6 protein-coding genes are annotated in these 14023 nt (G+C 54.9%); all 6 read right to left on the bottom strand.

Annotated elements, in window-relative coordinates; all coding sequences use genetic code 11:
* Positions 1 to 106: 106 nt before the first annotated feature.
* Positions 107 to 4939: a multicopper oxidase domain-containing protein gene (locus ACMTNU_RS07570; protein ID WP_413934623.1), complete on the bottom strand. Its 4833-nt coding sequence runs from the start codon at positions 4937 to 4939 to the stop codon at positions 107 to 109.
* Between the two features lie 234 nt (positions 4940 to 5173).
* The gene (locus tag ACMTNU_RS07565) at positions 5174 to 5836 is read right to left on the bottom strand and encodes a hypothetical protein (RefSeq protein WP_413934622.1); all 663 of its coding nucleotides are present in this window, start codon (positions 5834 to 5836) and stop codon (positions 5174 to 5176) included.
* 97 nt (positions 5837 to 5933) lie between these two features.
* Entirely contained in the window at positions 5934 to 6920 is a 987-nt protein-coding gene (locus ACMTNU_RS07560; protein ID WP_413934621.1) for a formylglycine-generating enzyme family protein, read from the bottom strand.
* Positions 6921 to 6964: 44 nt separating this feature from the next.
* Complete coding sequence (locus tag ACMTNU_RS07555) at positions 6965 to 7939, bottom strand: formylglycine-generating enzyme family protein (protein ID WP_413934620.1); 975 nt, start codon at positions 7937 to 7939, stop codon at positions 6965 to 6967.
* A gap of 3 nt (positions 7940 to 7942) precedes the next feature.
* A complete protein-coding gene (locus tag ACMTNU_RS07550) occupies positions 7943 to 8881 on the bottom strand; it encodes a carboxypeptidase regulatory-like domain-containing protein (RefSeq protein ID WP_413934619.1) in 939 nt (312 codons plus the stop codon).
* A 133-nt stretch (positions 8882 to 9014) separates the two neighbouring features.
* Positions 9015 to 13958, bottom strand: a complete 4944-nt coding sequence (locus tag ACMTNU_RS07545) for a hypothetical protein (RefSeq protein ID WP_413934618.1) — start codon at positions 13956 to 13958, stop codon at positions 9015 to 9017.
* Positions 13959 to 14023: the final 65 nt, after the last annotated feature.

The following is a 14023-nucleotide window of genomic DNA, read 5'->3' as shown; positions in this document are numbered from 1 at the left end:
GATTGTCCCACACAATATCAGCGCACTACGAGGATGAGCACAAAAAACAGGGGAGCCGTGCTCATAGCACGGCTCCCCTCGTTCCGAAACCGATGTGCGAATCGTTCTATTTTATCGCCGTCGGAAGTACCTTTGGCTCATGATTCGCCTCGGCATGCTTTGACCCAACTCCACTTCCGTTTAACGACTGAATCCTGCTGTCGCCGTTCGGCAAGACCCTCAGGAATCCCCATTGCCCGGACTGAGAATAGGGTAGCCGCTGGTTGCTATACACATAGTCGCCAGCCAATCGATATGGCCCTCCAGCCGAAGGAATGAAGGCATCGAGCACCTCGGAGCCGGAGAATTCCACAACACTGATCTGGTCTGCGCCGCGCATAAATGGTTCAATCGGCCATTCATGCTTTTCAACGCTGAACATGCCATTCTGCTCATTGTTTGCCCCGATGACATGAATACGCACTGGATCACCGGCATGCGACTCGATGATCGGTGTACCCGGATCTTCAGGCTTATCCGCTTTGCATGGCTGAAACATCTTACCCAATGAACAGCCCTGGTCTTGCCGATAGAGATACGGCTCAGACCGGTAGTTGATACCGGTCAACCCGGCAACGTTCTGCACATACGGCATGAAGCTCGTACCGATGATGTTATCCTCGTCCTGGAAAAACAGTGCGACGTCGCGATAGTTCGCTCGCATTTCATTCCCAGGAACGGACCTGTCCACGATCACGTCGGCTGCCCAGGCGTTTCGGTTAGTCAGATCGACGCCCGTTCTTGGATCACGGTATTTCGATCCCTTCGGACCAACCACGATCGCACCAAACAAGCCATTGCGTGGATTCGTCATGACGTTGCCCCAGTCCCACACGAGGGACGTGGTTTCGCCGTTGAATGGATCCGCGTAGTACGTGTACTGACGTTCACCACCGGGTGCAATTGTTTGATCGCCGGAATTGTTCCCGACATTGGCTCCTAATGAATCCTTTGGATCAAACGCGAGACCAATCGCGGAGAATGAAGCCTTACTCGCCTTCATTTTGTTTTTAAGATTCACCTTCACACAGTCACCAACATTGACTCGAAGCGTGAGCGGCATCGGTTTGTAGTTTCCTGCCACCTTAGCCAAATCATCCTCCAGTGCATAAATCTTCGCCTCTGGATTAGAGATTTGTATTTTTCGCTCAAAGTCTACTTCAATCGCCTCAGGTGCTTTAGGATTGAACGTCATCGACGGGTAATCCAAGGCAACCACATTGAAACTCTTTACCGGTGCATCAGCTGGACATACCGGCAAGGCCTTTGGAATCTCACCTTTATTTGAGAAACCGGCAGGCAATTTCTTCAGATCAGGACGTTCCTGATCATACACCCGCACGATCCCCCATCCGCCTTCGGAGAGCTTTGATGATCTACCGTTAAAGTGGATGTAGTCCCCTGCCTGATGACGAGGACCACCGGCTTCCGGCACTACGAGATCATAGCGCTCAGCAATACCCACGTGAATTGAGTTCTTCCGGTTTGCATCTGGTGCATACCGCTCGGTCCAAAACGTATGGCCTGACAAAGTCCAGGTCATCGTCTCGTTCATCAAGGTATGCAACAGTCGAAATACCATGGTGTCGCCGGTATACGCCCTGAGAAGCGGCGTGTAGGGATCTCCATGGATCTGGCTGTTGAAGATTTGCGAAACATCCGGGTTGGTCGCCAACCGTTGCGCGATTGGACCGGCACGGAAGTTCAAACCACTGCCGGTTGTATGCGTACCCCCGTTCAAGAAGGGCATCGGCGTCATGTAAATCTTTTCCGGCATCACAAACGAGACCGTCTTACCTGCTTCCAAGGCGACCTCGATTGGTTGCCCCGGAGGATTCCCTGCCGTGACGATATTGACGGTGTGCGGTACCGTATCGTGGACCTGAACCATCAACTCACGGAAGCTGTTGTTCACTCCATGGCCAACAGGTTCGTTTGTGTGAATATCCGCAATAGGGCCACTGCGGATCTCTCTTCCTGTCGCAGGATCATGATAGGTTGACCCGACAGGCTCTGCGATAAAGGTCCCGAACCCGCCATGTGGCCAGGTCGTCGCCCCGAACGCGTGGTCATGCCAGAACACCGTCCCCACATCCGCATCCACCCAGAAACGCTGACGAACAAACTCAACCGTCACAATGTCCCTGGCGGGGTGATCGCTCTTTAACCCCTTGGACAACGTAAGCTGATCGCCTTTGATAGCTATGATACGTGCAATCTCGTTCCCCTTCACATTATCGGCGCCGACCATGATCAAGGTTCCGACGTGATATTGTTTGGCATTCTTCACCGAGATTGTTTTCGCGCCCTTCTTCACAGCCGAGGTCAACACCGTATTCATCGGCGCGGGAAGCCCCTTCGGATTCTTTTTCTCAAGCATCGTGAACGGACGAACGGACTGTTCATAGGAGAAGCCCGTGATCACACCGTCCGACGCTTGATTATCAAACTGGAGGAAGTGCCAATGCGTGTTAATTTTTGACGCCTGGAAATTCGTATAATCATCGTCATCCCACTCACTTGTCAGCGTCCAATCCACGCAGTCATAAATGTTCCCTCGTACGACCAACGGATACTTGAGATCGTCGTTGGCACGAACCGCAGCTTCCTCTTCGTGCAAGACGTAGATCAAACCGTTCTGATCAATGACGGCCGGTTCGTTCCCTTGCGCCTTGGCAATCTTGATCGGCACCTTGATGAAATGAACATTGTAACTCTTCCTCCCGGCATTCACCGGACAGAGGCTCCAATTCCCTTGCTCGCCGGGCTTGGCTTGATCGAGACTCTCCTCGCCGTTGTCGTCACGACGGATCATCTCCAACCATGGTGCCCCGACGTGATTCGGGGAAAACATGACCCGTTTTCCAAAGTGCGGGGTGAGATGGGGCCACGCCACCTTCCCTGTCAACGGCTCAAACATGATGGGATGCCGCTTACCCGGATGGCTTGAGACATACTTAGGATTTACAATCGTACTTTCCTTTTCGCTCATCGCACGATTGCCTTCCCAAGCCCAATCCAACACCGTCGCATCATAGGAGACAATCTGCCCCTTCTCGTCTTCCTTATGGCCAGGCTTCCCGGCCGGCGGCAACTGCATCGCCACCCAATCCTTGATCGTAATCGTGGCGGGATTGCCCTTCCAATTACTCTTCCCCTTCTCGATGATCTTGAACTGAGTACCGAACCAATCAACCGTTTGACCGACGAGTTTGTCCGATGAAATCGGTGTTTTGATACGGCCTTTGCGATCCGGCAGTTCGCGCAAATCCGGCATCACATCGTTCCGCATCTCGCCCTGCTGAATGGTGTTGTAGACACGCCAGTATCCCCACATACCGGAAACGTAATGATGCGCCACGTGGCAATGGAACAGGAAATCACCGGCCAACTGTTGGCAAAGACCGGATCCGCACTCTGTCTCCAGGTCCAAGGCTTCGGACGGACCGACAACTTCCACATCGACGCGGTCGGTCTTGGCGCGGATGACCGGATACTTGACCGGACCATTCATCGCCGTGGCCCAGAGATTCATGTCATCAATGGCTCGCGGGCTCCGTGGCCATCGAATGGATCCACCATGCGGATGGTGACTATGAAACACTTCAGACCCACCGTGAACCAGACGGAACTTCGCCGGGTCACCGATGTAGGAGCGAGGGATCGTTGGAGAGGGGTCGCCGAAGGTATAGGAACTATACCCCATAGACTCGTCCTCAAACCCGAAGTATTCATGCTGTAAGTGCATGTTGTTGATACCGAACGGCTCGCTTCGATAGTTGATCGCGCGGCCACCTGGACGGTACGTATCCGTCAACGGATCACGTTGCGGCAAGAAATCGCCTTTCTTGTTGAGCGGGCGGAAGGCTTCGTCGCCGACTTCGTGGTAATACAACACGAATTCACGGAAGTCAGGACCGGTTCCGTTCTTGATCATAACCTGCCAGCCACTGGTGGCCGGAGTCGCATCTCCAGTTCCGAGCGGTTCCCAGTAGGTGGAGCCTTTGGGTTCCACGACAAAAGAACCGAACATGCCCATAACCGTCAATTCACGATCGTTGCTATATGTATGAAACTGACGAACGCCCTCCTGCAGATCAGGGTGGATGTACCATTCCAAATCCACCGGCTTGTCCTTGGCAGCGATGGCATCAGCGTTACTCGTGGTGGCCGCCGCTCCTGTCTTACTCACAACCATCGACGAACCGTGGATATGGAGACTGACTTCCTCGCCACCCTCCAACTTATTGCTCAGCTTAATCTTCACACAATCGCCCTGATTCGCACGGATCGTCAAGGGCTGGATCCACTGCGCTTGCACACCGGGGATTACCGCCCCTGGATCAAACCCTTCTTTGTCCCGTGCTTCCTTGTTCTTTGTTTCCTCAGCCCTCACCTTGTCGATATCTTCGTCCAACGCATACATGTAGCCGGGATAAAAATCGAGCCACTGATTGAGTGTGATCTCGACGTTTATCGCGGAAACATTATACTGTTTCACTGGCGCAGTAGCCGGACACTTCCCGCCTCCAGTCGCAGCCACTGGTTCTACCCGAGGATCAGACATGAGCAGCAGATCCTGCCCGCCAGCTCCGTACTGGTGCATCATCGCGGACGTGTTGTACATGCCGGTATTCACCGCCTGCACCTGCGGATCCTTGGACATATGATCCATGATGCGCTGGTGCTGCTGTTCAACCTTTGCAGATCGATCTGCGCGGCCAGACATCGCATCTTCAACAATCGTCTGCCCCTTGAGCTGTTCAGCCCAAGCCGGCAGCTGATGATTCATCGCGACATGCGAAGAGCTCTCGGCATTCGTCACTGCCGGCATCACGAGAAGTGCGATACCAGCGAGCGAGCGCAAGAGTCTATTGTAAGGTGAACCGAAACAAAGCATGGACCGACCTCCTTGCTAAGTTGAATAGTGAGTCGTGGCGGCTACCGAAGCAACCCACCCTTTCTCTTGATTATTTTGGGGAATTCAATGAAGACTCTTTGATTAGGCTGCAAACCTCACTGATGAGTTACATCTGAAATTGACATCAATAAACGAAAAACTGAGGACTGCACCATACTTAACTTCACCTGCAGTGTCAAGGCTTTCATCGCGACCATCGCGCAACTCCAGTGGCTACTTCGCGACGGGTGATTTTCTGTTGGCGGTGCCTTGCAAATCCATATCGAGTACAACGGGTCCATCTCGTTTGTGAGACTCACTCTGGCGCGGCATTTGGTCCACCATGAGCTTGATGAGCGGAACTGCGGCAATAATCGTGGCGTTATCGGAAGGATTTGAATACAGCGACAGTCGTACGCTTTTCGGACGTTCGCCCGCCCTGATCTGGGGAACAGTCTCGTTTCCCACAAAACCAACCAGGAGTCCGCTCCCATCGGCGAGCTTATGAATTTCATAGGATCCAGACGAGGAAGACATCCGCTCCAACATTAAATCCGGACTCTGCGTCACCAATGCCATTCCAAGCTGCTTGGGAGCAATGAACCCATAACTTCCCGTTGGTGCCTGCGAGAACCGAATTGCACCATTTTCCAATTCCGACACACCGGTCTTTGTTCTCATCTGGCGCCTCAACTCTTGCTCAGTCCCGGCAGCCTCGATGACCACTGCAGCGGGCGCAGCTTTTTCCACGGGCAATACCTCTGTCTTGCCTCCCGGCGCTCCCTCACTTAGATGCGGTACGCCTGCCTGAAGCAGGACCGCGAGCACAATGGCTGCCGGACGCCGACTGGTCGCTGCAAGGCACATGATGTACGAATCGAATCCCGTGCGTAACATAGACACTCCTACCCCTACTCGCTCAATGAACTACCATCCTATAGAATTGCTCGCCGAACAGAAGCAGACCCGATCACGCACCGCGTGGTATGATCGGTCAGCGCCTCGCCTCGAAGGTCAACGACTCATCTGCCATGTGAGAAACTTTATTCGATGACTGATCGCCGGACACCGACTTCGCACAACGAAATCCCAACCAATTGATCTTCGTGTTCGGATCGGTCCCGTTCCTCATTGCGACTCTCATCGTTGTGGTGCTGTCCATCCAACCGCCGCCACGAAATGCTTTTTGTGTTCCAGTTTCCGGCCCTTGTGGATTTCGATCCGGCGCTTTCTTGTAGTAGTCCTGATCGTACCAGTCGGACACCCACTCTGCGACGTTACCGATCGTCTGAGAGAGCCCATAGGGACTGACTGCATTCTCATACTTATCGACCGAGATAATCGGGGGGTAGAGTAGCAATCGCTCAGGACGATCGCGGACAGGCCCTGAAAGACCCGTCCGTCCGAAATTGGCCCGCGTCGGTCCCGCATACTCCTGACCCCATGGGAAAAGCCGACCATCTACCCCGCGCGCCGCCTTCTCCCATTCCGCTTCTGTCGGCAACCGCTGGCCTGCCCACTTACAGTAGTTGTCGGCGTCATGCCACGTGACATGCATGATCGGATGGTGGGCCATCGACTCTTGGAAGTTGCCTCCATCATAGCGCCAATCGAGTTGGGGAGATCGGTTGGTGGCCAATACAAACTTCAGATATTCGAGCGCTGTCACTTCGTACTTGCCGATCTCGAAGGCATCAAGGTAGACACGCCGCTGAGGAATCTCACTCCGATAGGCAAGTCGATCCGTCTTCTTATCGCTGCCCATCAGAAACTCTCCCGCTGGGACCATCACCATTTCGGCCTTCGTCTTCCAATTCGCGACTCGCTCAGCGGCAAGCTTCTTGCCGGCTTCGGTCCAGTCAACCGTGATGTCCTGCGTATCCAACCCCCAGGCGATATTGGACATAACCACAAGGACACCGATTGAGATCAGGGTCCGACTTGCCCAACCCCGTGTGCTGCCCCCTGTTCCCCTCATCATTCCCCTCCCTACGCCTCAAAGAAAACTCATCGCCGCATCGACCGTCACTCGGAAAGTCGCATCACGGTCGGTGCAGTACCATCTCGGCCGATATTCGATGCCTCGGCATTTCCATCATGTCCTGACTGCGCACAGCGAAACCCCGTCAAGTAACTCTCCCGATCAGGTGGACCGCCATTGCGACCGGCGGAACGAGCCACCTCCGGATCTTCGTTCCAGGACCCTCCACGAAAGACCTTCAGTTCTCCGGTGGAAGGCCCTTGCGGATTCTTCTCGTGACCATGCCGGTAATACTCCGGATCAAACCAATCCGATACCCATTCGCTGACATTACCCGCCATTTGATACACACCGTACGGACTGGTACCTTTGTCATAGCGATTGATATTGGCGAGCGGCGGGTACTTGAATCCTCGCTTCGACCCAGGGTGGGCGATATTACTTTTGATCCAACCGGCCGGCTCGTTCCCCCAGGGGAAAATTCGACCGTCCACCCCACGTGCCGCTTTCTCCCATTCAGCCTCAGTGGGAAGTCGCTTACCGGCCCACCGGCAAAAAGCGTCGGCTTCATGCCAGCTCACGTTGATCACGGGATGGAGGGCGGCCTTTTCCGGAAAGGGATTCTCTCGCCAGAACTTCGGCCAATCTGCTCCCGTGCCGAGAACGAATCTAAGATACTCAACGTTCGACACCTCAAACCGGTCGATCCTGAACGTGTCGAGATAGACCTCGTGCTGTGGCTGTTCCTGCGGACCGGCGGCACGATCCTTTCGCGGATCACTCCCCATAAGAAATGATCCTGACGGGACCAAGACCATTCCACCCGGCACCTCCATCGCTCCCAATCGCTCAGCTTCATCTTGTGGAGTCCATAGAGGCGGCTGCTTGGAGCTTTCGTGATCAGCTCTGACCAGAGCAGGAATGAGCCCCAGCAGGCTACACAAGACGATGATCCATGGGTATCGCATGAGGCTGACGAGTGATGGAGCCTGCCCCTCAACCTGACTCAATCCGACCACCCCTTAGCGCCTCTGTTTTTGGATCATGGGATCGATTTCTTTCTGCGCTTCTTCCGTCACATTGTACCGGACATAGTCATGCTCTAAGACCTCATTGGCATAGAGTCGACCGGTTGGAGCCTGGACCATCAGCGTCGTTTCCATAGTCTCCTTGGGACGCACAGTAATGGTTTGCTCAATCGGTGTCCGTACATACGGATGCCAAACGACCAACTTATAGGTCCCTGGAGGAACATTGGTGATGGCAAATCGCCCCTCATCGTCCGTCCTGGCAAAGTACGGATTGCTCACCGCGATCCCCCAACTCTCCATATAGGCATGAAACCCGCACTGCATCACAAAGATCCGCCGCCCTTTGCTGAGATTCACCAGTTGCTTCGTTGGAGCCCCGGCCATGTGTTTGTGATACATCGCCGCATCGCTACGATCTTTGAAGTTTCGTGGGTGCTGCGGATTCATCGGTAGCGGCACATTGAACAGGACTCGTGCGCCAAGATTCGACGTTTCGTACGCCTGAATATCATGCATCACAGGATCCATATTGACGACTGTCACCGTTTTGTCGTCTCGCACCGCCATGGTGAACGGAAGAAACAAGCAGTCCTTGGCCTCAACTTGAGGGGTGCTCGTCTCATCAAACGGCTTGCCCTTCTCCACCCCTTCGAGATACACCACGACTTCTCGAAGTTCTCCACCGGTACCCACATTGAACGGTTGCAAGATTCGCCACCCCTGCCCATCAGAAATGCGGCCGCAGTAAAAGGGATCGGGCAGCGTTGTCAGATTATAGCCTTTCGGTTTCGGAACCTGCCCCCCGAGGTAGACAGTTCCCATGATACTTCCACCGTCTGAAACCGTGTATTCTTGGTACGCCGCAGCCTGACTGCCCACCGCGAGGATGATCGACCCGACGATGAATTGCCAACACTTCACCATGTTCATAATCACTCCTTGTCCATCCTGATTTTTCAGTGTGATCATCCACCACGATAGAGCTACCGTCATTCAAAACGCAAGTGGGGGAACCGCGTGAAACAGGCGGTTCCCCCACTTGTACGATACTCTCTCCGTTCCGCTATTTCATTGCAGTCGGAGTTGCTTTGGGCTGCGGTGCCGAGTCAGCCCGCTTGGCTGCCGCTCCAAAAGCGCCCAGTGGTTGTATCCGTGTATCACCAGCCGGCAATACCCGGAGATAGCCCCACTGCCCGGACTGCGTGTAGGGCAGCCGCTGATTCGACCACACGAAGTCACCAACTTGACGGTACGGACCACCCGCACCGCCCCGAAGGAAGACATCGAGGGTTTCGGAACCAGCGTACTCCACGACACTGATCATATCCGCGCCCGGCATGTAGGGTTCGATCGGCCACTCATGGCCTTCGATTCCGAACATCCCGTTTTGCTCACTATTGGCGCCGATCACGTGAATCCTGACCGCGTCGCCTGCGTGCGCTTCGATCAACGGCGTCACTGGATCTTCTGGCTTGTCCACGACACAAGGCTGGAAAATCTTCCCCAGCGAACAGCCCTGATCTTCTCGGAACTTGTACGGCTCTGCGCGGTAGTTCACCGACGTCAAGCCCGCGACATTCTGCACGTACGGCATGAATGCCGTCCCAATGATGTTGTCCTCATCTTGGAAGAAGAGGGCCACGTCACGGTAGTTCCGTTTCCCGACGTTATCCGGCAGCGTCGTATCCACGATCACGTCCGCCCGCCAGGCGTTTTTCTGTGAGACATCTGCACCGCTCACAGGATCACGATACTGTGACCCGCGCGGGCCGATGATGATCGCGCCATACAATCCGTTCCGTGGGTTGACAACGATATTACCGCCATCCCACACCAAGGAGGTCGTCTCCTTGTTCGACGGATGAGCATAATAGGTGTACTGACGTTTTTCACCGGGACCAATGGTCTGGTCGCCGCCATTGTTGCCGACGTTCAACCCTTGGCTGTCCCTGGGATCAAAGGCCAACCCTGGCGCAAAGAACGATGCCCGGCTTGCCTTCATCTTATTCGTCAAGTTCACCTTGATACAGTCGCCCAAATTGGCACGTAGCGTCAGCGGATGCGGTGTCGCACCGCTGGACACCGTTGTGGCTTCTCCTTCCAGCGCGAAGATCTTGCCTTCCGGCATGGTCATTTCAATCTTCCGCTCGAAATCCACTTCAATTGCATCCGGCGCTTTCGGATTCAACTTCATTGGGCGATCCAATGCCACCACACTGAAGTTCTTGACCGGTGCATCCGCCGGGCAAACTGAGCTCGGCGTGGCAGGGATGCTCAAAGGATTAGTTCCCTTGGGCAGAGGCATCAGGTCGGGCACTTGTTTGTCCAGTACCCGCAAGATCCCCCATCCACCTTCCGCGAAGTGTGAACTTCTACCATTGAAGTGGATATAGTCACCAGGCATACCTTGGAATCCACCTGCCTTTGTGACCAAATCGTACCGTTCGGCGATTCCAACGTGAATGGAGTTCTTCCGATTGGCATCCGCCGCATATCGTTCCGTGAGGAAGGTATGACCGGAGATGGTCCAAACGTGGGACTCATTCATGAGCTGGTGCAACAGGCGAACTACCAGTGTGTCACCTGTGTACGCGCGAATCAACGGCGTGCCAGGATCTCCATGGATGGCGCTGCTGAACAGCTTCGAAGTATCCGGATTATTAGATAGGCGTTGTGCAAACGGAGCCGCGCGGAAATTGAAGCCGCTGCCGGTCGTATGCGTTCCACCGTTGATGTACTTGTTCGGCGCATTCAGGATCTTTTCCGGCATCTGGAATGACACGGTCTTCCCAGCTTCCAGAGCAACCTCTACCGGTTGTCCTGGAGGATTACCGGCCTCGATCACGTTCACGGTATGTGGCACCGTGTCATGGATCGATACCATCAGCTCACGGAAACTCCCACTCACGCCCGCCCCGATCGGCTCGTTGCTATGAATGTCTGCAATCGGGCCACTGTAGACCAACTTGCCGTTCTTCGGATCATGATAGGTGGATCCGAACGGTTCCACGATCGTGACGCCGAACCCGCCATGAGGCCAGGTCGTCGCACCGAAGGCATGGTCATGCCAGAACACGGTGCCCATATCCACATCCACCCACCACCGATAGCGGACAAACTCCGGCGATACCAAGTCGCCCGCCGGGTGATTGTGCTTCAGCGGCTTATGGAAGGTCACCTGATTACCCTTGATCTCCTTGATCCGAACGACTTCCTGACAGCTCTTGTCCCGTGGCAACGAGGCCGTCGGGTCGTTCCCCTTCTCCAAACAATCCATACCGACCATGACTTCAGTATTGACATGGAAGGGCGTGGCACCTGGAGCCATCTTGATCTTGAACGACTTGGCTCCCGCCTTTACTGCACCTTCAAGCTTCGCCACCATCGGCGCCGGCAACCCATGCTTGGTCTTCTTCCCCCACATGGTGAACGGCCGCACCGACATTTCATATTCAAACCCTGAGATGACACCATCCGAGTTCCCCGTATCGAACTGGAAGAAATGGGGGTGGATGTTGATCTTGGACGACTGGAAATTCGTGTAGTCGTCGTCGTCCCACTCGCTCGTCAGCAGCACATCCACACAGTCATAGACATTGGCACGAATGACTGCGGGGAGCTTCAGATCGTCATTCGCTCTGGTCAAACGCTCTTCTTCATGAAGCACGTAGATCAAGCCGTCCTTGTCGACCATGGCCGGCTCTTTCCCCTGCTTCTTGGCCAGAGTGATTGGCATCCGAACGAAGTGGATGTTGTAGTGCTTACGATTCGCATTCTCCGGGCAGAGGCTCCATCGGCCCTGCTCACCCGGCTTGGCCGGCTCGGAGGTCCGCTCACCATTTTCATCCTGGTGAATCGGCTCCAACCAGGGCGCGCCGCTATGGTTTGCCGAGAACGGCACACGCTTGCCGAAGTGCGGTTTGAACAATGGCCACGCCATCTTGGCGGTGGTTGGATCAAACAGAATGGCAGGCCTGGTGCTGTCATCCCACTTGGCCGCCCATGCATATTTTGGATTCTGCGCGGTACTTTCACGTTCACCACGCGCGATATTTCCGTCCCACTTCCAATCCCACACCGTTGAATCATAGGAAAGGATCTGCCCCTTTTCATCATCGGTATGGCCCGGCTTTCCTTGTGCCGGGACAAACATCTCAACCCAATCCTTGATGTTCACCACGACTGGATCAGACTTCCAGTTCGTTTTCTGACCCGCATTAACGATTTTGAACGTCTTTCCAAACCAATCGACTGTGGTCCCGATCAGCTTATCGGACGAAACACCAAGCTTCATCCGGCCTTGACGATCCGGCAATTCCCGGAGATCCGGCATGCTGTCCGTGTGAGCCGCACCAACTTGGAGCGTATTGTAGAAACGACCATACCCCCACATGCCGGCCACATAATGATGTGCGACGTGGCAGTGATAGAGAAACTCACCGGCCAGATGCTGACAGCCGCCGCCGCCACATTCCGGCTCGAGGTCCAACGCTTCCGATGGACCGATGACTTCCACGTCTACACGATCAGACTTCGTCCTGACGATGGGATACTTCACCGGACCATCCGCACCCATGGCCCAAAGATTGTTGGGCTCAGTGCCCGGGCTCCGCTGCCACCGAATCGTCCCGCTATGAGGATGGTGTGAATGGAACACTTCGGAACCACCATGAACCACCCGCCACTTGACCGGATCGCCCAAATAACCACGGGCGATCGTGGTCGGCGTATCACCGAACGTATAGGAGCTGTAGGCCATTGATTCATCTTCGAACCCGAAGTACTCGTGCTGAAGATGCATCTGATCGATCCCGAACGGCTCGCTGCGATAGTTGATCGCACGACCACCAGGACGATACGCATCCGTCAGCGGGTCACGCTGTGGAAGAAAATCGCCCTTCTTGTTCAATGGTCGGAACGCTTCGTCTCCGATCTCATGGTAGAAAAGCACAAACTCACGGAAATCCGGTCCTGACCCGTTGTCGATATTGACCTGCCAGCCACTTTTCACCTCAGGTGCAGGCCCTCCACTTCCCAACGCATCGACGTACCTGGAGCCCTTCGGCTCCACAACAAAGGCCCCGAAGAGCCCCAACACTGTCAGTTCGCGGTCATGGCTGAAGGAATGGAACTGACGCACCCCCTCCTGCATCTGGGGATGAAGATACCATTCAAATTCCTGAGCCTTGCCCGGCGCCACAATCGATTCTGGGTTCGTGGTGGTCGCCGGCTTCCCGGTCGAGCTCACAACCATGCTGGACGCTTGAATGAAGAGACTCCCATCCTCACCTTCCATTTGATTGCGCAACGTCATCTTTACGCAATCTCCAGGGTTTGCCCGCATGACGAGCGGCTGAATCACGTCACCCTGCAATCCGGTTGTGACGGCACCTGGATCATACCCGTCCTTCTCCCGGGCCTCTTTATTTTTTGTTTCTTCCGCACGGGCCTTGGAAAGATCTTCCGTCAGCACGTACATGTAGCCCGGATAAAAATCGAGCCAACGATTCAAGGTGATCTCGATGTTGATCATCGACACATCGAACTGTTTCACCGGCACGCCGGCAGGGCACTTCCCTCCCGAGCTCAACACCGGTTCACCTTTACCTGCATCCGTCATGAGGAGGAAGCTGCTTCCGTCCTGCCCCATGTACTGGTGCATCATCGACATATCGTTGAATGCACCGGACGTCTGTTGCACCTGCGCATCATGTTGAGCCTGCTGTCCAAGCTTCTCCATCAGGCGATGATGCTGCATCTCCATCTTTTGCGCGTTGTCGGCGCGCCCTTCGATGGCATTCTCAACCACCGTCTGCCCCTTCAGCTGTTGGGCCCAGCCTGGCATCGCCACCGGCGTCGCGTGCCCCCCATGAGGAGCACCCCCCGACTCGGCAGCAAACAATCCCGGCGCCGCAATCAGACCCCCAGCCATCACGACCGACTGGAGCATCCGTGCGATACCTGATCGCCTCAGCCCTTTAAAAGGTTTAAACGACAACACTCCCATATTTGGCCTCCCCTCGCTTAGATTCATCCCTTTGAGCGGATGATCTTTATTGAAAAACGCTTATG

The organism is Nitrospira sp. BLG_1 (assembly GCF_047338595.1).
In the GTDB taxonomy this organism is placed as follows: Bacteria; Nitrospirota; Nitrospiria; order Nitrospirales; family Nitrospiraceae; genus Nitrospira_D.
The sequence above is the reverse complement of the archived record's forward strand: the minus strand, read 5'-3'. Positions and strand labels throughout refer to the sequence as shown.

Excerpts from the sequence above, each read along its gene's own strand:
- ACMTNU_RS07550 (WP_413934619.1), bottom strand. The coding sequence starts at position 8,881 with ATGAACATGGTGAAGTGTTGGCAATTCATCGTCGGGTCGATCATCCTC.
- ACMTNU_RS07565 (WP_413934622.1), bottom strand. The coding sequence starts at position 5,836 with ATGTTACGCACGGGATTCGATTCGTACATCATGTGCCTTGCAGCGACC.
- ACMTNU_RS07545 (WP_413934618.1), bottom strand. The coding sequence starts at position 13,958 with ATGGGAGTGTTGTCGTTTAAACCTTTTAAAGGGCTGAGGCGATCAGGT.
- ACMTNU_RS07560 (WP_413934621.1), bottom strand. The coding sequence starts at position 6,920 with ATGATGAGGGGAACAGGGGGCAGCACACGGGGTTGGGCAAGTCGGACC.
- ACMTNU_RS07570 (WP_413934623.1), bottom strand. The coding sequence starts at position 4,939 with ATGCTTTGTTTCGGTTCACCTTACAATAGACTCTTGCGCTCGCTCGCT.